This window comes from Micromonospora sp. LZ34 (assembly GCF_052981855.1).
The window spans coordinates 76,338-98,098 of record NZ_JBRIQN010000013.1 but is presented as its reverse complement, the minus strand read 5'-3'; the positions used below and the strand labels follow the sequence as shown (position 1 = coordinate 98,098).

Annotated in this window: 15 protein-coding genes; 7 read left to right on the top strand and 8 right to left on the bottom strand. The window is 72.9% G+C overall.

The genetic code is table 11. The features are described from left to right. Positions 1–13: 13 nt before the first annotated feature. Genes ACVCAH_RS16590 through ACVCAH_RS16560 form a run of 7 tightly spaced genes read right to left on the bottom strand, consistent with a single transcriptional unit; the run spans position 14 to position 8,254 of the window. Entirely contained in the window at positions 14–2,044 is a 2,031-nt protein-coding gene (locus tag ACVCAH_RS16590; RefSeq protein WP_447137027.1) for a bifunctional aldolase/short-chain dehydrogenase, read from the bottom strand. A gap of 4 nt (positions 2,045–2,048) precedes the next feature. Beyond that, positions 2,049–3,230, bottom strand: a complete 1,182-nt coding sequence (rhaI, locus tag ACVCAH_RS16585; RefSeq protein WP_447137026.1) for an L-rhamnose isomerase — start codon at positions 3,228–3,230, stop codon at positions 2,049–2,051. Continuing rightward, positions 3,227–3,568, bottom strand: coding sequence for an L-rhamnose mutarotase (locus ACVCAH_RS16580; RefSeq protein WP_447137025.1), 342 nt, complete (start codon positions 3,566–3,568; stop codon positions 3,227–3,229). Before ACVCAH_RS16580 ends, rhaI begins: the two co-directional genes overlap by 4 nt. A gap of 20 nt (positions 3,569–3,588) precedes the next feature. Continuing rightward, positions 3,589–4,641, bottom strand: a complete 1,053-nt coding sequence (gene rhaS / locus ACVCAH_RS16575; RefSeq protein WP_447137024.1) for a rhamnose ABC transporter substrate-binding protein — start codon at positions 4,639–4,641, stop codon at positions 3,589–3,591. 14 nt (positions 4,642–4,655) lie between these two features. Then, complete coding sequence (locus tag ACVCAH_RS16570; protein ID WP_447137023.1) at positions 4,656–5,666, bottom strand: ABC transporter permease; 1,011 nt, start codon at positions 5,664–5,666, stop codon at positions 4,656–4,658. Then, positions 5,656–6,714: an ABC transporter permease gene (locus tag ACVCAH_RS16565; protein ID WP_447137022.1), complete on the bottom strand. Its 1,059-nt coding sequence runs from the start codon at positions 6,712–6,714 to the stop codon at positions 5,656–5,658. The genes ACVCAH_RS16570 and ACVCAH_RS16565 overlap by 11 nt, the downstream gene beginning before the upstream one ends. 55 nt (positions 6,715–6,769) lie before the next feature. Next, complete coding sequence (locus ACVCAH_RS16560; RefSeq protein WP_447137021.1) at positions 6,770–8,254, bottom strand: sugar ABC transporter ATP-binding protein; 1,485 nt, start codon at positions 8,252–8,254, stop codon at positions 6,770–6,772. Between the two features lie 220 nt (positions 8,255–8,474). Between ACVCAH_RS16560 and ACVCAH_RS16555 the strand changes: the two genes are divergently transcribed. Next, the gene (locus tag ACVCAH_RS16555; protein ID WP_447137103.1) at positions 8,475–9,509 is read left to right on the top strand and encodes a LacI family DNA-binding transcriptional regulator; all 1,035 of its coding nucleotides are present in this window, start codon (positions 8,475–8,477) and stop codon (positions 9,507–9,509) included. A 53-nt stretch (positions 9,510–9,562) separates the two neighbouring features. Here the strand turns inward: ACVCAH_RS16555 and ACVCAH_RS16550 are convergent, their stop codons facing one another. Then, on the bottom strand, positions 9,563–14,203 hold the full coding sequence (locus tag ACVCAH_RS16550) for a family 78 glycoside hydrolase catalytic domain (RefSeq protein WP_447137020.1): 4,641 nt from the start codon (positions 14,201–14,203) through the stop codon (positions 9,563–9,565). A gap of 130 nt (positions 14,204–14,333) precedes the next feature. Here ACVCAH_RS16550 and ACVCAH_RS16545 point away from each other — a divergent pair, with 130 nt between their 5' ends. From ACVCAH_RS16545 to ACVCAH_RS16520, 6 genes are all read left to right on the top strand, one after another. Next, positions 14,334–15,947 (top strand): FAD-dependent monooxygenase, encoded by a 1,614-nt coding sequence (locus tag ACVCAH_RS16545; protein WP_447137019.1) that lies wholly within the window; start codon positions 14,334–14,336, stop codon positions 15,945–15,947. Between the two features lie 114 nt (positions 15,948–16,061). Next, the gene (locus ACVCAH_RS16540) at positions 16,062–16,733 is read left to right on the top strand and encodes a GntR family transcriptional regulator (RefSeq protein ID WP_447137018.1); all 672 of its coding nucleotides are present in this window, start codon (positions 16,062–16,064) and stop codon (positions 16,731–16,733) included. Position 16,734: 1 nt separating this feature from the next. Continuing rightward, positions 16,735–17,466, top strand: coding sequence for a (Fe-S)-binding protein (locus tag ACVCAH_RS16535; RefSeq protein WP_447137017.1), 732 nt, complete (start codon positions 16,735–16,737; stop codon positions 17,464–17,466). Beyond that, a complete protein-coding gene (locus ACVCAH_RS16530) occupies positions 17,463–18,926 on the top strand; it encodes a lactate utilization protein B (RefSeq protein WP_447137016.1) in 1,464 nt (487 codons plus the stop codon). Before ACVCAH_RS16535 ends, ACVCAH_RS16530 begins: the two co-directional genes overlap by 4 nt. Further along, on the top strand, positions 18,913–19,533 hold the full coding sequence (locus ACVCAH_RS16525; protein ID WP_447137015.1) for a LutC/YkgG family protein: 621 nt from the start codon (positions 18,913–18,915) through the stop codon (positions 19,531–19,533). The genes ACVCAH_RS16530 and ACVCAH_RS16525 overlap by 14 nt, the downstream gene beginning before the upstream one ends. Before the next feature lie 211 nt (positions 19,534–19,744). Continuing rightward, positions 19,745–21,679: a hypothetical protein gene (locus ACVCAH_RS16520; protein WP_447137014.1), complete on the top strand. Its 1,935-nt coding sequence runs from the start codon at positions 19,745–19,747 to the stop codon at positions 21,677–21,679. Positions 21,680–21,761 lie beyond the last annotated feature (82 nt).

Below are 21,761 nucleotides of genomic sequence, written 5' to 3'. Positions count from 1 at the left end.
CACGGTCGGTGGTCTACCGCAGGAACGCCGCCGCGACGCCGGCGTCGACGGGGATGTGCAGGCCGGTGGTGAGCGGCAGCTCGCCGGCGGTGAGCGCGATGATGGCGGCCGCGACGTGTTCGGGCAGGACCTCCTGCTTCAGCAGGGTGCGCTGGGCGTAGAACGCGCCGAGTTCGGACTCGGGCACGCCGTAGACGGCGGCCCGTTGGGCGCCCCACCCGCCGGCGAAGATCCCGGATCCGCGGACCACCCCGTCGGGGTTGATGCCGTTGACGCGGATGCCGTGCTCCCCGAGTTCGGCGGCGAGCAACCGAACCTGGTGCGCCTGGTCGGCCTTGGCGGCCCCGTACGCGACGTTGTTCGGGCCGGCGAAGACGGCGTTCTTGCTGGCGATGTAGACGATGTCGCCACCGCCGCCCTGCTCGATCATCACCCGGGCCGCCTCGCGGGAGACGAGGAAGGAGCCGCGGGCCATGACGTCGTGCTGCCGGTCCCAGTCGGCGCTGGTGGTCTCCAGCAGCGGCTTGGAGATGGACAGCCCGGCGTTGTTGACGACCAGGTCCACGCCGCCGAAGCGCAGCGCCGCGGTGTCGAAGGCCGCCCGTATCGCGGTCTCGTCGGTGACGTCGACCGGCACGGCCAGCGCGTGGTCGGCGGAGCCGATCTCCTCGGCCACCCGGGTCGCCGCGTCGGCGTCCCGGTCGGCGAGCACCACACAGGCGCCTTCCGCGGCGAGCCGGCGGGCGACGGCCCGGCCGATCCCCGAGCCGGCGCCGGTCACCAACGCCACCCGGGTGGCCAGCGGCTTCGGCGGCGGCATCCGGCGCAGCTTCGCCTCCTCCAGCGCCCAGTACTCGATGCGGAACTTCTCCGCCTCGTCGATCGGCGCGTACCGGGACACCGCCTCGGCGCCGCGCATGGCGTTGATGGCGTTGACGTAGTACTCACCGGCGACCCGGGCGGTCTGCTTGTCACGGCCGAAGGAGAACATGCCCACGCCGGGCACCAGCACGATGGCCGGATCCGCGCCGCGCATCGGCGGTGTGTCCGGGCCGGCGTGCCGCCCGTAGTAGGCGCGGTAGTCCTCCCGGTAGGCGGCGTGCATTTCCCGCAACCGGGCCACCACGTCGCCGAGCGGCGCGGTGGGCGGCAGGTCCAGCAGCAGCGGGCGGACCTTCGTGCGCAGGAAGTGGTCCGGGCAGGAGGTGCCGAGCGCGGCCAACCGGGGATGGTCCGCGCCGGCCAGGAAGTCGAGCACCGGGTCGCTGTCGACGTAGTGGCCGACGACGGGCTGGTCGGTGCCGGCCAGGCCACGGATGACCGGGGCGAGGGCCGCGGCGCGGGCGTGCCGTTCGGCGGCGGGCAGCGCCGCGTTCGCGGGCACCGCCGGGCCGAACGGTTCCGGCCGGCCGCGCTGGTCCAGGAACGCCTGGGCGGTACGGATGATCTCCAGCGAGTTGCGCTCGCACTCATCGCTGGTGCTCCCCCAGGCGGTGATGCCGTGCCCGCCCAGGATCACCCCGATGGCGCGCGGGTTGGCCCGGTGCACCGCGGCGATGTCCAGACCGAGCTGGAAGCCGGGGCGTCGCCACGGCACCCACACCACCCGGTCGCCGAAGCACTCCTTGGTCAGCGCCTCACCGTCGGCGGCGGTGGCCAGCGCGATGCCCGCGTCGGGGTGCAGGTGGTCGACGTGGGCGGCGTCGACCAGGCCGTGCATGGCGGTGTCGATCGACGGTGCCGCTCCCCCGCGCCCGTGCAGGCAGTAGTCGAAGGCGGCGACCATCTCGTCCTCGCGGTCCACGCCGGGGTAGACGTCGACCAGCGCCCGCAGCCGGTCCAGCCGCAGGACGGCCAGACCGGCGGGGGTGAGGGTGCCGAGGTTTCCGCCGGAGCCCTTCACCCACAGCAGCTCCACGTCGCCGCCGGTGACCGGGTCGGCGCCGCGGCCCTTGGCGGAGGTGTTGCCGCCGGCGTAGTTGGTGTTGCGGGGGTCCGCCCCGAGCCGTCGGGACCGGGCGACCAGGTCGTCTGCGGTGGACATCCCGTCACGCTCCCCAACCGGCGGCCTGCCCGCCGACCCGCTCGGTCCTGACCTTCTCGAAGTAGCCCGAGCGGTGGTACGCCGCGATCGGGTCGGGATCCAGGCCCATGTCCTCGCGCAGTTGCCGCAGCAGCGGTCGGACGTCGGTGTGGTAGGCGTCCATCAGGACCGCGTTGGCGGTCAGCACGTCGCCGGCGGCCTGCGCCGCGCGCAGCGCCTCGTGGTCGACCAGCAGCGCCTTGGCGGTCGCCTCCTGCACGTTCATCACCGAGCGGATGACCGCGGGGATCTTCGGCTCGATGTTGTGGCACTGGTCGAGCATGAACGCGATGCCGGCGCCGGGCCGCAGGGCGTCGGCGAGCACGATCTCGTGCAGGATGCGGAACAGCTGGAACGGATCGGCGGCGCCCACCATCAGGTCGTCGTCGGCGTAGAACCGGGAGTTGAAGTCGAAGCCGCCGAGCTTCCCGGCGCGCAGCAGGAACGCCACGATGAACTCGATGTTCGTACCGGGGGCGTGGTGGCCAGTGTCGATCACCACCTGGGCCCGTTCGCCGAGCTCGAGGCAGTGGGCGTAGGCGGTGCCCCAGTCGGGGACGTCGGTCAGGTAGAACGCCGGCTCGAACAGCTTGTACTCCAGCAGCATCCGCTGCTGCGGGCCGAGCCGGTCGTAGGTCTCCCGCAGGGCCGCGGCCAGCCGGTCCTGCCGGGCGCGCACGTCGTCCTGCCCGGGGTAGTTGGTGCCGTCGGAGAACCACAGCTTCAGGTGGCGGGACCCGGTGCGGTCCATCACCTCGATGCACTCGATCAGGTGGCCGATCGCCTTGCGGCGGATCCCCGGGTCCGGGTTGGTGACGCTGCCGAGCTTGTAGTCGTTGTCCTGGAACACGTTGGCGTTGATGGTGCCCAGCGCGACGCCCTGCTCGGCGGCGTACCGGGCCAGCGCGGCGTAGTCGTCGACCAGGTCCCACGGGATGTGCAACGCGACGGTGGGCGCCACGCCGGTGAACCGGTGCACCGTGGCCGCGTCCGCGACCTTCTCGTACGGGTCGCGGGGCACGCCCTCCTGCGGGAACACCTTGAATCGGGTGCCCGAGTTGCCGTATGCCCAGGACGCCGTCTCGATCCGCTGGTCGCGCAGCGCCGCCGCCACCCGTGCCCGGGTCGCCGGGGCCAGGTCAGTCATCCGTGTCTCCCCAGTTGTTCGTTCAGGTCGAAGATCTCGGCCAGCACGTGCATGCCGCGATCGGGGCGCCCGTCGGGCAGGTCCGCGAAGAACGGGGCCATCTCCGCCTGCCAGCGGCGGTTGACGTCGGTGGCGTCCATCGTGGCCAGCGCGGCGTCGAAGTCGTCGGTGTGCAGGTAGCCGACCAGCAGGCCGTCCTCGCGGAGGAAGAGGGCGTAGTCGTGCCAGCCCGCCGCCCGCAGCGCGGTCAGCATCTCCGGCCACACCGCGGCGTGGCGGCGCCGGTACTCCTCCAGTCGCTCCGGACGGACCTGGAGGGTGAAACAGACCCGGCGCACGCCATGCCTCCCGCGGTTGGTCAGAAGTTGAGCTGGTCGATGTTCTCGGCGGTGAAGGTGAACGGGTCGCCGAGGACGACCACGCCGTCCGCGCCGACGGTGAACTCGCCCAGCTTGCCGGCGGTGAACTTCTCCCCCTCCTTGCCGGTGATCAGGCCCGAGGCCAGCGCGCCGCCGGCGTACGCGGCGAGGTAGCCCAGGTCGGCGGGGTTCCAGAGGGCGAACGACTGCACCGTGCCGTCCTTGACGTACGCGCGCATCTGGTTCGGGGTGCCGAGGCCGGTCAGCTGCACCTTGCCCTTGTACGTCGAGCCGGACAGGTAGCGGGCGGCCGCGGCGATGCCGACGGTGGTCGGCGAGATGATGCCCTTGAGGTTGGGGTGCTTGGCGAGCAGGCCCTGGGCCTCCTGGAACGACTTCTGGTCGTCGTCGTCGCCGTAGGCGGTGTCGACGAGCTTGAGCTTGGCGTACTCCGGCTTGGCCAGCTCGGTCTTCATCATCTCGATCCAGGCGTTCTGGTTCGTCGCGTTCGCGGTGGCGGAGAGGATCGCGATCTCGCCGCCCTCCGGGCCGACCGCCTCGGAGATCAGCTTGATCTGCGACTTCGCGATGCCCTCGGCGGTGGCCTGGTTGATGAACAGGTCCCGGCAGGACGGGTTGGTGTCCGAGTCGTAGGTGACGACCTTCGCCCCGCTCTGCTGGGCCTCCTCGAGCGCGCCGCAGATCGCGTCCTTGTCGTTGGCGGAGACCACGATGACGTCGGTCTGCTGCTGGGAAAGGGTGTTGATGTAGCTCACCTGCGCCGAGGGGCTGGCCTCCGACGGGCCGGTCTGGCTGTAGGAGCCCTTGAACTCCTCCACCGCCACCTTGCCGCCCTTGTTGTCGGAGGTGTCGAAGTACGGGTTGTTCACCTGCTTCGGCAGGAAGGCGATCTTCAGCCCGGACTTGATGGTGCCGTCGCCGGAGCCGCCGTCGCCGCTGCCGGAGCCGGCGTCGTCGGCGCAGGCGGTGGTGGTGAACAGCAGCGCCAGCAACGCCGCCGACGCGATCGTCCGTATGCGTCTGGTGCTCATGGGGGTGTCCTTTCTCAGGCTGGGATGGGTCGTCGCCGGCTCAGCCGGTCACGGGCCCGGCGTACGACGTTCGGCCCGACGACGGCGAGGATGAGCAGGGATCCGGTCACGATGGTCAGCGCGTTGGCCGGCACGTCGGCCAGTTGCAGCGCGTTGCGCAGGGTTCCGAGCAGGGCGACGGCGGCGAGCACACCGACGAGACCCCCGCGCCCGCCGAAGATGGACACCCCGCCGAGCAGGACCGCCGCGACCACCGAGAGTTCCAGGCCGGTGGCGTTGTCCGCCCGGGCGCTGGCGAACCGGAAGGTCCAGAACACGCCGGCCAGCGCGGAGACGGCGCCGGTGGTGACGAAGAGCCAGAACTTGGTGCGGGCCACCGAGATGCCGGAGAACGTGGCCGCCTCGGCGTTGTTGCCCATCGCGTAGAGGCCCCGGCCGATCGGGGTGGCGTGCAGGACCACGCCGAAGAGCACCGCGAGCGCGGCGACGACGAGGACGAACCACGGGATGGTGGTGCCCGGGATCGGGCTGGTCGCCTGGCGGGTCCAGCCGGTCGGGTAGTCGGCCACCGCACGGTCGCCGAGCACGACGTAGGCCAGGCCGCGGTAGAGGGCCAGGGTGCCGATGGTGACCGCGAGCGAGGGGAGCCCGAACACGGTGACGAACAGGCCGTTGACCGCGCCGAGGAGGGCACCCAGCGCGAGGCTGGCGACGATGAGCACGGGCAGCGAGCTGACCCCGAGGTGCCAGAGTTGTCCGAGCACGGCGCAGGTCAGGCCGACGGTGCTCGCCACCGACAGGTCGATCTCGCCGGTGATCACGACGAGGGTCAGCGGCATCGCGATCAGGGCGATCGGGATGGCTTCCAGCACCAGGAACCGGTAGAACCGCGGGTTGCTGACGCCGTCGATGGTCAGGCTGCCCACGATGATCACGGCGACCAGGGCGACGATGACGACGGCGTCCCAGGATCCCAGCACCGACCGCCAGGCCGGCCGGGTGGGCACGGGGTGCTCAGGCGCCACGGGCCTTGCCTCCTTGCAGACGGCGGGTCATCCGCACGGCGAGCGCGCGGTCCAGCCCGATGGCGGCGAGGATCAGCGCGCCCACGGCGGCGCGCTGCCAGAACGGGTTGATGCCGAGCACCGGCAGGGCGCTGCCGATGGTGGTGAGCAGCACGGCGCCGAGGGCGGCGCCGTAGACGGAGCCGCTGCCGCCGAAGATGGCCACGCCGCCGACCACGACCGCAGCCACGACGTTGAGTTCGGAGCCGAGGCCGGCGTTGGCGTCGAGGGTGCCGAAGCGGGCGGCGTAGAGCACACCGGCGAGCCCGGCGAGCGCGCCGCTGACCACGAAGGCCACGAAGACCCGCCGGCCGACGGGGATGCCGGCGAGGCGGGCGGCGTCGGGGTCCGAGCCGATCGCGTAGAGCTCGCGGCCGGCGCGGTACGAGCGCAGCACGAACCCGGCGACGAGCAGCACCGCGACCGCGAACAGGGTGAGCACCGGGACGCCGAGCAGCGTGGCGGTGCCCATCCGGAGGAATCCGGCGGGCATGTCGGCGGCGTTGATCTGCCGGCCGGTGGCCCAGGTGTAGTCGATGCCGCGGAAGACGTAGAGCGTGCCGAGGGTGACCACGAGGGCGGGCACCCGCGCGGCGGCGATCAGGGCGCCGTTGACGGCGCCGCAGACCGCGCCGAGCGCGGCGCCGACCGCGATGGCGACCGGGATGGGCAGGCCGGGCGCGGCGAGGAACAGGGTGCCGGTCGCGAACGCCGACAGGCCGAGGATGGAACCGACCGACAGGTCGACGTTGCGGGTGATGATGACGATGGCCTGGCCGACGGCGAGGATCGCCAGGATGGTCGAGCCCAGCAGCAGGTCCTTGACGCTCTGCGCGGACAGGAATCGCGGGTTCGTCAGCGCCGTGCCGGCGACCAGCAGCGCGAGGGCGAGCGCGATGCCCAGTTCGCGGACGACGAAGAGGCGGTGGGCCGCTCGCGCGCCGGCCCCGGCCGCGGCGGGTCGGCCCCCCGGCGTCGGCTCGGCCCGGCGTACGTCGGTGGTGGTCACGGACGCCCGCCCTGGTTCGCGCCGGCGGTGCCCCGCCGCGCCGCGCTGCTCGCGCTCACGATCCCTCCCGTTGTCCGGTTGCCGCGAACATCACCGACTCCTCGTCGGCCCGGTCGCGGTCGATCTCGCTGACCAGCCGGCCCTCGTGCATGACCAGCACCCGGTCCGCCATGGCGAGCACCTCGGGCAGCTCGCTGGAGACCATCAGCACGGCCACGCCCTCGGCGGCCAGCCCGGACAGCAGCCGGTGCACCTCGGCCTTGGTGGCGATGTCGATGCCGCGGGTGGGTTCGTCGACGATGAGCACCCGGGGCGCGGTCGACAGCCACTTGGCCAGTACGACCTTCTGCTGGTTTCCGCCGGAGAGGGTGGCGACCGGGTCGGTCAGCCGGGCCGACTTCACCTGCAGCCGCTGGGTCCAGGTCCGCGCCGACCGGCGTTCGGCCGGGCCGAACAACAGGCCGAGCCGGCTCAGCGACCAGCGCCGTGGCAGTGTCGTGTTCTCCGCCACCGACAGGTCCATCACGAGGCCCTGCTGGCGGCGGTCCTCGGGCACCAGCGCGAGGCCGGCGGCGATCGCTGCCGGGGTGTTGCCTGCCGGTAGCCGGCGCCCGCCCACGAGGACCTCGCCCCGGTCGTAGCGGTCGATGCCGAAGATGGCCCGGACGACCTCGCTGCGGCCGGCGCCGACGAGACCGGCGAGGGCGACGATCTCGCCGCTGCGGACGGTGAAGCTCACGCCGTCGAAGTGGCCGTGCCGGGTCAGGTCGCTGACCTCCAGCCGCACCTCGCCGATCTCGGCGGGCGTCTTGGGGTAGAGGGAGGAGACGTCCCGGCCGACCATCCGCCGGACCAACTGGTCGACGGTCAGCTCCGCCGCCGGGTCGGTGGAGACCCACTGGCCGTCGCGCATCACGGTGATGCGCTGGCAGAGGGCGTAGACCTCGTCGAACCGGTGGGAGATGAACAGCACGGCCGCGTCGTTGTCCCGCAGCGACCGGGCCACCGCGAAGAGCCGTTCCACCTCCACGCCGGACAGCGCGGCGGTGGGCTCGTCCATCACCAGCACCCGGGCGTCGAAGGAGAGTGCCTTGGCGATCTCCACCAGCTGCTGGTCGGCGATGGAGAGCCCGCGGGCCGGCCGATCCGGATCGAGCTGCACTCCGAGGCGGGCGAACAGTTCCCGCGTCCGGGAGCGCATTGCCGCGCGGTCGATGCGACGCAGGCCGCGCAGGGGCTGCCGGCCGATGAAGATGTTCTCGGCCACCGACAGGTCGGGGAAGAGGGTCGGCTCCTGGTAGATCACGGCGATGCCGGCGGCCCGGGCGTCGGCGGGGCCGCCGAAGACGACCTCGCGTCCGTCGAGCGTCAGCGTGCCGGCGTCGGGCCGGTGGACGCCGGCCAGGATCTTCACCAGGGTGGACTTGCCGGCGCCGTTCTCCCCCACCAGCGCGTGCGCCTCGCCGGCGTGCAGGTCGAGACGGACGTCGCGCAGCGCGGCGACCGCGCCGACGCCGTGCAGTGACAGCACCGGTCCCACCGAGGCCCCCTTCGTGACATCGAGGGATGACGACTTGACGAATCAATGAAACGTTTCATATCTTCGTGGCCACGACACTAGGGACGACCGCATCGATACGTCAAGGGTTTCCCGAGAGTTACCTGGTTGTTACGGGCACGCAGCGGCAACCTCCGCAGTGGAACGGTTCAACCCCGCCCCGTCCACGCGACCCTGGTGCCCGACGGAGAGACTGGTGAGCATGCCGACCACGAGCATCAAGGAGGTCGCCCGGTACGCGGGCGTCTCGATCGGCACGGTGAGCAACGTGCTGAACCGGCCGGACGCGGTCGCGCCGACGACCCGCCAGCGCGTGCTCGACGCCATCGACCAGCTCGGCTACGTCCGCAACGACTCGGCCCGGCAGTTGCGCGCCGGCCGCAGCCGCACCATCGCGATCGTCGTCCTCGACGTCGCCAACCCGTTCTTCGCCGACGTCGTTCGCGGCGCCGAGATGGAGGCCGAGCAGGCCGGCGGGGTGGTCGTCGTCTGCAACAGCGGCGAGGACGCCACCCGGGAACGCCGCCACCTGGACATCGTGGAGGAACAGCGGGTCCAGGGTGTGCTCATCACGCCGGTGCACGACGGCCCCGACTCGCGCCTGGAGCAGCTCATCGCCCGCGGCACCCCGGTCGTCCTGGTCGACCGGGGCACCGGCCACCACAACCGCTGCTCGGTGGCGGTCGACGACGTGCTCGGCGGCCGGCTCGCCGGCGCGCACCTGCTCGAACAGGGCCACGCCCGGATCGCGTACGTCGGCGGACCCGTTTCCATCCGGCAGGTCGCCGACCGGCTCGCCGGCCTCGTCGAGGCCGTCGGCACGGCCGGCGACCTGCGGGTGGTCGAGACGGCGACGCTGTCCGTGGCCGCCGGTCGGCGCGCCGCCGGCGAGATCGCCGACCTGCCCGCGCGGCACCGACCCACCGCGGTGTTCTGCGCCAACGACCTGCTCGCCCTCGGGGTCCTGCAGGAGATGACCCTGCGCGGCGTGCGCGTTCCCCGCGACATCGCCATCGTCGGTTACGACGACATCGAATTCGCCGCGGCGGCCGCCGTGCCGCTGTCGTCGGTGCGCCAGCCCCGCGAGCAGCTCGGCCGCACCGCGACCCAGCTGCTGCTGGAGGAGGTCAACGACCCCGGCCGCCACCGGCACCGGCACGTCGTGTTCCAGCCGGAGCTGGTGGTCCGCGAGTCCAGCAGCCGCCGGCGGCCCGCCCGCGCCACACCCCGCACGTGACGGCGATCGGTCCGCCCCCGGACCGACCGCCGTTCACTCCCCCGCGCCCTGCGTCACGGCATCGACCAGACGTCGGCGATCGACGGGTCGTATCCGTCGCCGACGTCCTGGAACCGCACCCGCACGACCCCGTCCCGGGTCGCCTCCGGCCGGTCCACCACGAACTGGTAGCTGACGGTGCCGACGCCGCCGGCGGTGCGCTGGTGGGCGCGGGTGTGCACCACCGCACCGTCGACGAGGACCTGGTAGTCCTTCAGCTGCGCCCGGTCGTACGTCTCGACCGCCCGGATCAGGAACGGCCTGCCCGGCGTGACGGCGAGGTCGAACTCGAACCAGCCGCCCGGATAGCTGACGTTGGTGTAGCGACGGGTCAGCCCGGCCTCGGTGTTGCTGCCCGAGTGGGTCGAGGCGGCGAGCCGGTGGGCCTGCTCGGAGGTCGGGTCGCCGAGGTCCACGTGGTCGAGCACCACGGCGGGTGGATTGGTGAACCGGACGGGCACGGCGAGGGTGCGGCGTTCCGCGGCCGTGGCGCCGGTGGCGACGGTGATGTCGGCCGGGCCTTCGCCGACCGCCAGCGGCGCGGTGACCACGGTCGACACCGTGGTCTCGGCGCCCGGGGCCAACTGGTAGGTGCTCGCGGCCGGGTCGACGGTCCAGCCGTCCGGAGCGGTGGTGGTGAGCTGACCCGTCACCGGCACCGTCGCCCGGTTGCGCAGCACGGTGCGGACGGTCGTCGGGGTGCCCGGAGTGACCGTGGTCGGTGTGGCGGTGGTCGACCCGATCGCGACCGCGGGCACCGTGGTCAGCGTGCCGGCGAGCGGCAGGGTCGCGGTGCCGGCCTGGTGGCGGTAGCTGGTCGAGCCGGTGACCGGCACCGTCGCCGGTGCCTGCCCGGCCGGGACCGTCAGGTCGTACCGGTGGCTGACCGTTTCGCCCGGCGGCACGCTGGTGGCGCGTCCGCCCACCGGCGTGACGGTCCAGCCGTCACCGGCGCTCAGCGTGGAACTCACCCCGGTCAGCGGGGTGGTGCCGCCGTTCGAGATGAGCACCGTCGCCCGTACGACGTCACCGGGCAGCCGCTCGCCGACCGGCAGGTCGAGCTTCGCCACGGCGCCGATCAGCGCCGAGGACGCGGCGGAGAGCCGCCCGTCGACCCGGCTGAGCAGCGCGGTGAACCGGTCAGCGGTCTCCGACGGGATGCGGCCGACCGTGACCTGCGTCCGCAGCCACCGGCCGAGGTCGGATCCGGTGGCCAGGGCCCGGTGCACGTCCGCCGCCGTGGCGAGCTTCTCCCCCGCCGGGTACGACGTCCGGGCGGTCGCCGTCTCGTCGGTGAGCTTCGCCAACCGCGCCCGCAGCTGCTCGACCACGCCCCGGTCAAGCTCGCCGGCGACCTCGTCGGTCAGCGTGACCGCGGCCCGTACCGCGTCGGCGGCTTCGCCGAGGTCGCCGAGCACCCGGTCGACGGCGAAGGCGTACGACCCGGAGCCGATGGAGAAGACCGCGGTGTCGCCGTCCATCGTCACGAAGCGCACCCCGGCGGCCTGCTCCGCCGCCCGACCGCCTTCGGTGACTGCGTGTCGGCTCGGCGTCGGGATCCGGACGGTCGCCGTGGTGTTGGCCGGAACGGTCACGGTCAACCGCATGTCGCCCCGGGCGTCGAGCGTCCAGTCGGTGCTGATGGCGCCGTGCACGGAGCGGTACGACGCGCGGGCCGCGGTGAGGTCGCCGCCGGGTCGGGGGGCGAACGTGACGTGGGCGTAGCCGGGGTTCGCCGGGTCGGGCTGGATGCCGGCGACCGTCCGGTACATCCAGTCGCCCACCGCACCGTAGGCGTAGTGGTTGAAGGAGTTCATCGACACGTCGCCGAAGCTGCCGTCCGGCATGATCGAGTTCCAGCGCTCCCAGATCGTGGTGGCGCCCTTGGCGATCTCGTAGCCCCAGGACGGGTACGTGTCGTTGAGCAGCAGCCGGTAGGCCACGTCCAGGTGCCCGGTGTCGCTGAGCGCCGGCAGCAGGTCGGGAGTGCCGAGGAAGCCGGTGGCCAGGTGCCAGTCGTGCCGCTCGACGTTGGCGACCAACCGCTCGGCGGCCTTGGCGCGCAGCCCGTCCGGGAGCAGGTCCATGCCGATGGCCAGGACGTAGCCGGTCTGGCTGTCGCCCCGCACGGTGCCGTCGGCGGCGACGTACTCCTCGACGAACGCCTCGGCGATCTGCGTGGCGAGCGCGGCGTAGCGCCGGGCGTCGGCGGTCCTGCCGATGGCGGCGGCCATCTCGCCGAGCAGGCGGATGCTGTGGGCGTAGTAGGCGGTGCCGATGACGCCGGCGGGAGTGGGGTCGTCGAGGTTGAGCCAGTCGAGGTACGGGCCGGCGTTGGTGCGCAGGTGGCCCGAGCTGGTGTTCTCCAGCCAGGTGGCGTAGCGCGCCATCGACGCGTAGTGCTCCTCGATCACCCGGGTGTCGCCGTAGCGCTTCCAGAGTGTGTGGGGGACGGTGATGCCGGCGTCGGCCCAGCCGGTGGCGCCGTCGCCGCAGCAGGCGCGGGGGGCCACGTCGGGGTAGGCGCCGTTGGCCGACTGCGCATCGCGCAGGTCCTGCAGCCATTTCGTGAGGAAGATCAGGCTGTCCATGTTGAACGTGGCGGTCTCGGCGAAGACGTTGATGTCGCCGGTCCAGCCGAGGCGCTCGTCCCGGGCGGGGGTGTCGGTGGGGATGGAGAGGAAGTTGCCGCGCTGGCCCCAGGTGATGTTGCTGTGCAGCTTGTTCACCATCGCGTTCGAGGTCTCGAACTCGCTGGTGAGCGCGCCGTCGGTGTGCATGACGAGGCCGGTGACGGTGCCGAGGTCGGGAGTGCCCGGGAAGCCGGTCAGCTCGACGTAGCGGAAGCCGTGGAAGGTGAAGGTCGGCTCGTAGGTTTCCGGACCACCGCCGGCCAGCCGGTAGTAGTCGGTGGCCTGTGCCGAGCGCAGGTTGGCGGTGTAGGCGGTGCCGTCGGGGTTGAGCACCTCGGCGTGCCGGATGCGCACCGTGGCGCCGGCGGGCCCGTCAACGGTGAGCCGGACCTTGCCGACCATGTTCTGGCCGAGGTCGAAGATCCACGTGCCCGGCGTGGGTTGGGTCAGCGCGCTGGCGGGCAGTTCCTGCACGACCCGCACCGGTGGGTCGACCTGGGCGACGAGTTTCCCGGTCGCGTCGGTGTCGTCGACCGTGGCCGGCGACCAGCCGGAGTCGTCGAAACCGTGCCGGTCCCAGCCGGCCGGCAGCCGGCGGGCGTCGTAGGTCTCGCCGTGGATCAGGTCGCTCTGCGCGAACGGCCCCGGGGTCACCCGCCACGTGCCGTCGGTACGTACCGTCTCGGTCCGGCCGTCGGTGTAGTCGATGACCAGCTGCGCGCTCAGGTGCGGCCGGGAGCCGTAGTTGTCGGTGCCGAACCAGGCGATGCTGCCCGCGTACCAGCCGTCGCCGAGCATCGCGCCGAAGGCGTTGTCGCCCCGGCGGAGCTGGCCGGTCACGTCGTAGGTCTGGTACTGCACCCGCTTGTGGTAGTCGGTCCAGCCGGGGGCGAGCTCGTGGTCGCCGACGCGCTGGCCGTTGATCGAGAGTTCGTAGACGCCGAGCGCCGTGGCGTAGACCCGGGCCCGGGCGACCTCGCCGTCGACCTGGAAGCCGCGGCGCAACAGCGGGTTCGCGTCCAGGGCGGTGAGCATGGCCTCGGTGTTGCCGGAGACCCGCAGTCCGGCGGGGGTCGGGGATCCACCGGCGAACGGGTTCTCGCCGTCGGTGAGCGGAGCGGCGTAGAGGGTGCTGTCCCCGCTGGTCACCGAGAAGTCCGAGAAGACGGCGGACTCGGGCCCGTTGGTGCGCAGGCCGACCGAGCCGGCGCGGTGCACGGTGGTGCCGGTGACGTCGACCTGTACGCCGTCGACCCAGGTGATGACCGTGTCACCCGCGGCGGTGATGCGCAGGGTGTGCGGTGCGGTCAGCTTGTCGGACGGCACCACGCCGCTCAGCGGCACCTCCTTGAGCACCGCCCAGTTGCCGCCGGTGCGCACGTGCGGGCGCAGCTTGGGGGTGCCGCCGGTGATGGAGAACTGCCACATGTAGGCGTTGGCGGGCCCGCGGGCGCGGAAGAAGATTCCGGCGGCGTCCGTGTCCAGCCGCACCGTGGTCTGGATGGTGTAGTCGGTCCAGGATTCGGTGGGCGAGGGCATGCCGATCCAGTCGGCCTGCCACCCGTCGGGGCCCTTGACGCCGGTCTCCCAGGAGGCGGTGGCGCTCCAGTCGGAGGTGCGGCCCGCGGTGTCCCAGACGCGGACCTGCCAGAGGTAGCGGGTCCGGGGTTGCAGCGGCGGCCCGCCGTAGGCGACCAGTGAGCTGCGCCGGGAGGTGACCCGGCCGCTGTCCCAGACGTCGGGGTCGTCGAGGCGGGCCTCGCTGGTGGCCACCCGCACCTGGTAGGCCTGCTGGAGCACGCCCCGCGCGGCGGCGGTGATCGTCCAGCCCAGCCGCGGGCGGGCGACGTCCAGTCCGATCGGGTTCGTCGCCCGCTCGGTGGTCAGGTCCGCGACCGCCAGTTCGTGGACCGCCGGCTCGGCGGCGACGGCCGGGCCGGCCGTGGGCACGGTCGCGGTGAGGATGAGCAGCAGCGCCAGTACGGCGGACAGTCCGGGCCGAGGCCGTCTTGTGAGTTTCATACGCCGAGTCCCCACCCTCTATGAAACGTTCTAATGACCCATCGATCTGCATCGTGACAAGTCCGGTGGCCGGGAGCAATAAATTGCCGTGGCCGGATCCGGCACGGCCCACCCGTCGTACGGTGAAGCGGTGACCAGTCGCCCGCGCCCGCCCGGGGACGTCGACGTGCTCGTGGTCGGCGCGGGCCCCACCGGCCTGGCGCTCGCGGCGCAGCTCGCCGCCCACGGCGTCCGGCCCAGGATCGTCGACCGGGCGGGCGACCGCGTCCACGAGTCGCGCGCCCTGGCCATCCAGCCCCGCACCCTGGAGGTGCTCGCCGGCCTGGGCGTCACCGGCCAGCTCGTCGCCCGCGGCAACCCCACCGTCCGGTTGCGTCTGCACACCCCGCGCCGGGTGATCTCGGTACCGCTGTTCGACCTCGGCCTCGACGACACCGCGTACCCGTACCTGCTGTTCCTGTCCCAGGCGGAGACCGAACGGATCCTCGGCGACCGGCTGGCCGCCACCGGCATCCGGATCGAGCGCAACACCGAACTGATCGGCCTCAGCACGGAGGAGGACGGGATCCGGTGCCGGTTGCGGGGTGCCGACGGCGGCGAGCAGGAGGTCTCCGCCCGGTACGTGGTGGGCTGCGACGGCGCGCACAGCGCCGTTCGCGGGTTCGCGGGGATCGGGTTCGAGGGCGGCCGCTACCCGCGGACCTTCGTCCTGGCCGACGTGGAGGCCGACGGCGTGGAGCCCGGCGCGGGGCACGCGTTCCTCGCGGACCAGGGGGTGCTGCTGATCCTCCCCCTGGGCTCGCCCACGAGCTGGCGGCTGATCGCGATGCGGCCACCGACCGACCGGACGCCCCCGACGGCTCCGCTCGCCCTCGACGAGGTCCAGGCCCTCGCCGACGCCTACACGGGCGGCTCGGTGCGGCTGCACGATCCGGCCTGCATGACCAACTTCCGGCTGCACCACCGCGCCGCCACGCGGTATCGCGCCGGGCGGGTGTTCCTGGCCGGCGACGCCGCGCACATCCACAGCCCGGTCGGCGCGCAGGGCATGAACACCGGGATCCAGGACGCGGTCAATCTCGGCTGGAAGCTGGCCGACGCGCTGACCGGCCGGGGTGATCCGCGCCTGCTGGACACCTACGAACCGGAACGGGCGCCGGTGGGTCGGACGGTGGTGCGGTTCACCGACCGGGCCTTCCGGATCGCCACCTCCACCAACCCGGTGATCGGTTTCGCGCGAACCCACCTCGCCCCCGCGGTCGTCCCCCTGGCGCTGCGGGCCCGCGCCACCGCCTTCCGCACCGTGTCGGAGCTGAACATCAGGTACCGCCGTAGCCCGCTGTCGCGCGACGGCGCGGGCGCGCCCCGGCGGGGCCCCCGCGCCGGGGACCGGCTGCCGGACGCCCCGGTCGTGCGGGACGGGACCACGATCACCCTGCACGAGGCACTGCGCGCTCCGGGCTGGCACCTGCTGCTCTGTGGACCGGGTGACGGCTGGCCCGCCCCGGTGACGGATCGGCTGGCCGGCATGGTCGCCGTACACCGGCTGACCGCCAATGACGGGGCCGGTGTCCTGCACGACCCGACCGGCCGGGCGCTGCGGCGGCTCGGCCTGACGCCGGCCGACACCGCCGCCTGGCTGGTACGACCCGACGGGCACGTCGGCTACCGGTCGGGGGGAACGAACCTGGACGGCCTGACCCGCTACCTGGCGCAGTGGCTGCCCGGGTCGCGGAACCGCTGACGCCGGAGGCCGGTCCGCCGGCCGCGGGGATCACCGCGCCGCTGCGCCGGCAGCGACCGGCCAGCTGACCGCGGCACCTTCCGCCGCGGACGGCAGATCCTATAGGATCCGGCCATGCGCCCGGGCCGGCGGATCCTCACCGAGGACGTCTACACCGCGATCCAGGCCCTGATCATGGATCACGAGGTCGCCCCCGGCGAACGGATCGGCATCGACGCGCTCGCCCGGCGGCTGGCGGTGTCACCGACCCCGGTCCGCGAGGCACTGGCCCGGCTGGAGTCCGACGGGCTGGTCCGCAAGCGCCCACTGGCCGGCTACACCGCCACCCCGCTGCTCAGCCGCGCCGAGTTCGAGGATCTGGTCGAGATGCGACTGATCCTGGAGACCGCCGCTGCCCGGCGGGCCGCCACCGAGGTCGGCGCCGGCACGATCGCCGCCGACGGCCTGTCCCGGCTCCGCGCCGAGGCCGACCTGCCCGGCGCCACCCCCGACGCGACCGGGTTCGCGGCGATCGCCGCGTTCACCGCCCAGGACGCCCGCTTCCACCACCTGCTCGCCGACCTGGCCGGCAACCGGATGCTGCACCAGGCGGTGGTCCGGCTCCGCGCCCACCTGCACCTGTTCCGGCTGCACTTCCCGACCAGCCACTACGGAGTCAGCACCGCCGAGCACCACCGGATCGTCCGCGCGGTGAGCGCCGGCGCCCCCGACGACGCCGGCGCCGCGATGCGCGCCCACCTGCTCGCCGCCCGCGAGCGGCACCTGCCCTACTTCGAAGGAGCGTGAGATGCGGGTCGCGCTCTTCGTCACCTGCGTGAACGACCTGATGTTCCCGGGCACCGGGCAGGCGGTGGTGCGGGTGCTGGAACGCCTCGGCCACACCGTCGACTTTCCGCAGGCGCAGACGTGCTGCGGGCAGATGCACGCGAACAGCGGCTACCGGGCCGAGGCGCTGCCGATGGTGCGCGGCTTCGTCGAGACGTTCGCCGGGTACGAGGCGGTGGTCGCCCCGTCCGGTTCGTGCGTGGCGATGGTCCGGGACGCGTACCCCCGGCTGGCGGCACCGGACGCGCGGCTGGCGGCGGCGGTCGCCGCCCTCGCCCCGCGGACCTTCGAGTTCTCCGAGCTGCTGCTGGACGTGCTCGGGGTGACCGACGTCGGCGCCGAGTTCCCGCACCGGGTCGCCTACCACCCGACCTGCCACGGGCTGCGGATGCTGCGCCTGGCTGACCGGCCGCACCGGTTGCTGCGCGCGGTGCGCGGGCTGGACCTGCTGCCGCTGGCCGACGCGGAGCAGTGCTGCGGGTTCGGCGGCACATTCGCGGTGAAGAACAGCGAGGTGTCGGCCGCGATGCTCGCCGACAAGTGCACCGCCGCGGTGGACAGCGGGGCGGAGTTCCTGGCCGCGGCCGACAACTCCTGTCTGGCCCACATCGGCGGCGGACTGTCCCGCCGGGCCGGTGCGCCCCGACCGATCCACTACGCCGAGATCCTGGCCAGTACGGGAGGCAGCACGTGACCGGCACCGGCAACATCACCGCTCGGCTCCCCTTCCCCACTGCCGCCCGCGAGCAGCTGGCGAACCCGCAGCTGCGGGCGAACCTGCACCGGGCCACCCGGACGATCCGGGACAAGCGGCTGCGGGTCGTCGGCGAGGTCGACGACTGGGAAGGGCTGCGGTTGGCCGGGGCCGCGATCAAGGACGACACGCTGAGCCGGCTGCCGGAGCTGCTGGAGCAGTTCGAGGCCGCCGCGACCGCCGCCGGCGCGGTCGTGCACTGGGCGCGGGACGCGACCGAGGCGTGCGAGGTGGTCACCGGGCTGGTCCGGCGGACCGGCGCCGACGAGGTGGTCAAGGTCAAGTCGATGGTCACCCAGGAGATCGGGTTGAACGAGGCCCTCGCCGAGGCCGGCATCAGCGCCGTCGAGACGGACCTGGCCGAGTTGATCGTGCAGCTGGCCGGGGACACGCCCTCGCACATCCTGGTGCCGGCGATCCACTACAACCGCGCCCAGATCCGCGACATCTTCGCCCGCCGCATGCCCGGCGTGGAGCTGGGCCGGCTGACCGACGAGCCGGCGGCGCTGGCCGAAGCGGCCCGACGGCACCTGCGGCAGCGGTTCCTCTCCGTTCGGGTCGCCGTCTCCGGGGCCAACTTCGCGATCGCCGAGACGGGCACGCTGGTGGTGGTGGAGTCGGAGGGCAACGGCCGGATGTGCCTGACCCTGCCCGAGACGCTGATCTCGGTGGTCGGGGTGGAGAAGATCCTGCCGCGCTTCACCGACCTCGAGGTCTTCCTGCAACTGCTCCCCCGCTCCTCCACCGGCGAACGGATGAACCCCTACACGTCGATGTGGACGGGGGTCACCGCCGGGGACGGGCCGGGCGAGGTCCACATCGTGCTCGTCGACAACGGCCGCAGCGACACCCTCGCCGACAGTGTCGGCCGGCAGGCGTTGCGCTGCATTCGCTGTTCCGCCTGCCTCAACGTCTGCCCGGTCTACGAGAAGGTGGGCGGACACGCCTACGGCTCGGTCTACCCGGGGCCGATCGGCGCGATCCTCTCCCCCCAGCTGACCGGCCCGGGCGGTGGCGCGAACCGCACCCTGCCGTACGCGTCCACCCTCTGCGGCGCCTGCTACGACGCCTGCCCGGTCCGGATCAACATCCCCGAGGTGCTGGTCCACCTCAGGCAGGCCGGGGTGGACGCGCGACGCGGCCGACCGTCCGCCGAACGGACCGCGATGCGGACCATGTCCTGGGTCATGCGCGACCGCAAGCGGTACGCCGCCGCGCTGCGCGCCGCCCGACGGGGTGCGGCGCCGTTGCGGCTGGTGGCCGGCGACCGCGCCGCCGTGCGCCGCCTCCCCTGGCCGCTCTCCGCGTGGACCGGCAGCCGCGACGCGCCGTTGCCGGCCCGGCAGACCTTCCGTGACTGGTGGGCGGCCCGAGACGGGGAACGCGATGGACGCGCGTGAGGAGATCCTGGCCCGGCTCCGCGCGGCCCGGCCGGCCGCGCCGGTGGAGGTGCCCAGGGGGTACGACCGCACGACGGGGTACGCGGACCTGGTGGGCCTGTTCGTCGACCGGGTGGCGGACTACCGGGCCACGGTGCACCGGTGCGCGGCCGGCGAACTGCCGGCGGTGCTGGCGCGGCTGTTGGCGGAGGTGCCGGCGGTGGCCGTACCGGCCGCGGCGCCGACCGGCTGGCTGGCCCGTTACCCGGGGACCGTGCGGCGCGACGACCCGGCGCAGCCGCTCGGGGTGACCGACCTGGACTTCCCCGGGCTCGCCGTGCTCACCGGTTGCGCGGTCGCGATCGCGGCGACCGGCACCCTGATCCTGGACACCGGGCCGGACCAGGGACGCCGGCTGCTGTCGCTGGTCCCCGACCACCACATCTGCGTCGTCCACACCGGTCAGATCGTCGGCGGCCTGCCGGAGGCGCTGGCCCGGCTGGCCGACCCGACCCGCCCGCTGACCCTGATCTCGGGCCCGTCCGCGACCAGCGACATCGAACTGGACCGGGTGGAAGGGGTGCACGGCCCGCGCCGGTTGCAGGTCGTGATCGTGGACGGCTCGTGAGCCGGCGGGTGCGACGCTACGGTCACTCGGCCTGAGCACCGGTTACGGGCCGCCCTTGAATTCCCCGATAGAGGGCCCTCTTCATCCCTGTCTCCACATACACACGCCGTACTAGACTCTGGCGCAATTACGGTCCCGGCCGAAAGGTTCGCCTTGGTCGCGGCTCGACGCCCATTCCCGAGACCTCACCTATCGATGAGGAGCATGCGCCATGACGCATCTCAATCGGCGTAACCTGATCCAGCTCACGGCCCTGTCCGCGCTCGGCGGCGCCGTGCTCGGCGAGCTGCCGGCCGCGGCCGAGAGCCCGCGCCAGCCCGGGCGGTTCGGCCCGGCGTCGCTGAGCGCGGCGATCGTCGGCATGGCCGTGGACGGCACCACCGCGTACTTCGTCACCCGGGGGCAGACGCCGCCCAAGGTGGTCACGTACGACATCGTGGCCCGCGCCGTGACCGACGTGGTGTCGCTCGAGCGGGGCGACGGGGCGTGGGCCTGCGCCGTCTCCGGCGGCAAGGTCTACATCGGCACGTACTCGTTCGGCGACATCGTCGAGTACGACCCGGTGAGCAGGACCGCCCGGCGGCTCGGCACCATCGGCCCGTCGGGCACGATCGTGTTCGCCGCCACCACCGCCCCGGACGGCGTCGTCTACTTCGGCACCTACCCCCGGGGTGAGGTCTGGTCGCTGCAACCGGCGACCGGGGCCCTGACCAACCTCGGGCGCGCGTTTCCCGGATCCCAGTACGCCCGGCTGCTGGCCGCCGACGAGAGCTACGTGTACGCGGGCACGATCCCCGCGCACATCGTGCGGATCGACCGGGGCACCGGGGCGAAGGTCGACATCATGCCCGTCGGCACCCCGCTGGATGCGGGCCTCGGCGCGCTGGCCGCGGGTGGCGGTCGGGTCTACGCCGCATCCGCCTTCGGTGTCCACGACATCGCCCGGGACGGTTCCGGCCACGTCGAGGTGCCCGCCGACGGGGAGTACCTGGTCGACTCGCTCACCGTCACCGACGATGGTGGGCTGCTCGCCCTGGGCCGGCAGACCGGATCGATCCTCCGCCGCGAGGGCGACCGGTTGGTCACCATCGCCCAGGGCCCGACCGGCGACGAGGGACGCGGCGTGGCGCTGCTCGCCGACGGGACCGTCTTCGCCGCCAACGGCAGTGGTCGGGTGTCGATCCTCGCGCCCGGCCGGGACGCGGTGGAGCAGGACGACCTGACCGACGACGCCCGGGCCGCCGGGCCGGAACTCCTCCAGTCGATGTGCGCCGCGCCCGACGGATCGGTGTACGTCGGCGGGCATTTCGCGATCACCGTGCACGAGCCGGCGCGCGGCGTCAGCCGTCGCTATCCGGTCGCGGGCGAGGCGAAGGACATCGTCGCCTGGCGCGACCGGATGATCAGCGCCCTGTACCCGAGCGGCGAGGTCGTCGAGCTCGACCCCCGCACCGGTCGCGTCCGCAGCTTCGGCATGATCGGCCACAACCAGCAGCGACCCTGGGACGTGGTGCACCACAAGCCGTCGGGTCTCGTCCTCATCGCCTCGGCCCCGCGGTACGGCAGCCTGCAGGGCGCGCTCACGCTGCTGGACCCGGCGACCGGGGAGATGGAGGTACGCCTCGACATCCTGCCGAACCAGGCGCTGAACGCCATCGCGGTGGACGGGGACCTCGCCTACGTCGCCGGGGACACCTGGGGCGGCAACGGCACACCGCCCACCGAACCGACCTCCCAGGTGGCGGTCTTCGACCTCAACCGTCGGGAGGTGGTCGACCGGTTCGCGCCGCTGCCCAACCAGCCCAGCCTGCAACACGTCGACGTGTTCAACGGCGTGCTCTACGCGCTGTACAAGCGCACGAGCGGCACGTGGACCGCGTACGACCTGACCACCCGCACCGTGCTGCGGTCCGGCAAGCTCAGCGGGTACGGGGAGGTCGTCGCGCACCACGGCCGGGTCTACGCCGGAGCGAACTTCGGCGACAACATCTACGAGCTGGGACCGGGCCTGGATTCGGCGGTGCCGCTGTACACCGGCATCGGCACCAACTGGTACACGGTTCCCCGGATCGAGCCGGTCCCCGGCGCCCGGAAGGCGTGGACCGCCGTGGACCGCGACCTGGCGCTGATCGACCTGCCCGGCTGACCGGCGGACTCGTCGCCGGTCGGGCTGAGGTCCCCCCGCAAAGCCGGGGGGACCTCCCGGCGAGCGAGCGTGACAGCCGGAC

What these genes read in the sequence shown, in the direction of transcription:
- ACVCAH_RS16590 (WP_447137027.1), bottom strand. Translation starts at nt 2,044, where the DNA reads ATGTCCACCGCAGACGACCTGGTCGCCCGGTCCCGACGGCTCGGGGCG.
- rhaI (WP_447137026.1), bottom strand. Translation starts at nt 3,230, where the DNA reads ATGACTGACCTGGCCCCGGCGACCCGGGCACGGGTGGCGGCGGCGCTG.
- rhaS (WP_447137024.1), bottom strand. Translation starts at nt 4,641, where the DNA reads ATGAGCACCAGACGCATACGGACGATCGCGTCGGCGGCGTTGCTGGCG.
- ACVCAH_RS16555 (WP_447137103.1), top strand. Translation starts at nt 8,475, where the DNA reads ATGCCGACCACGAGCATCAAGGAGGTCGCCCGGTACGCGGGCGTCTCG.
- ACVCAH_RS16550 (WP_447137020.1), bottom strand. Translation starts at nt 14,203, where the DNA reads ATGAAACTCACAAGACGGCCTCGGCCCGGACTGTCCGCCGTACTGGCG.
- ACVCAH_RS16540 (WP_447137018.1), top strand. Translation starts at nt 16,062, where the DNA reads ATGCGCCCGGGCCGGCGGATCCTCACCGAGGACGTCTACACCGCGATC.
- ACVCAH_RS16535 (WP_447137017.1), top strand. Translation starts at nt 16,735, where the DNA reads ATGCGGGTCGCGCTCTTCGTCACCTGCGTGAACGACCTGATGTTCCCG.
- ACVCAH_RS16525 (WP_447137015.1), top strand. Translation starts at nt 18,913, where the DNA reads ATGGACGCGCGTGAGGAGATCCTGGCCCGGCTCCGCGCGGCCCGGCCG.
- ACVCAH_RS16520 (WP_447137014.1), top strand. Translation starts at nt 19,745, where the DNA reads ATGACGCATCTCAATCGGCGTAACCTGATCCAGCTCACGGCCCTGTCC.